1 pseudogene is annotated in these 386 nt (G+C 69.4%); it reads right to left on the bottom strand.

The annotated features are described in order from the left end of the window. A pseudogene (locus IG64_RS37250) lies at positions 1 to 222 on the bottom strand (site-specific integrase); the annotation flags it as partial. Positions 223 to 386: the final 164 nt, after the last annotated feature.

Raw genomic sequence — 386 nt, 5'->3', positions numbered from 1 at the left:
GCGTCGCGCAGGACGGCGGTGGAGATGCGTCCGCCGCGCGGGCCGGTGAAGAGGCGGGCGTCGGGATCGGGGCCGGTGGACAGGATGCGCTGGGCGACGAGGGGGCGGATCTCCTCGACTATGGGAACCTTGCGGGCCCGCTTGCCCTTGGTGCCCTCGGGGACACTGGGCTTATCGGCCATTGAGCCCCTTGGCAGGGACGGTACGTCGGCGGCGAAGCCATTTCCTCGACGTCGAGGGCGCTGTACATGACGACGCGTTCCGAGACCGTGACGAAAGGGGGCCCCTGAGGAGGCTGAGCGGTGCGCCAGCGGCGAGAGTTGAGGCGTCCACTCTCAGGCAAGCGGCGAGGTCGCTGGTCGAATACCAGGCGTTGGCCAGGAGAG

The organism is Streptomyces sp. NRRL S-340 (genome assembly GCF_000720185.1).
Classification (GTDB): Bacteria; Actinomycetota; Actinomycetes; order Streptomycetales; family Streptomycetaceae; genus Streptomyces.
This window is presented reverse-complemented; position numbering and strand designations above follow the sequence as displayed.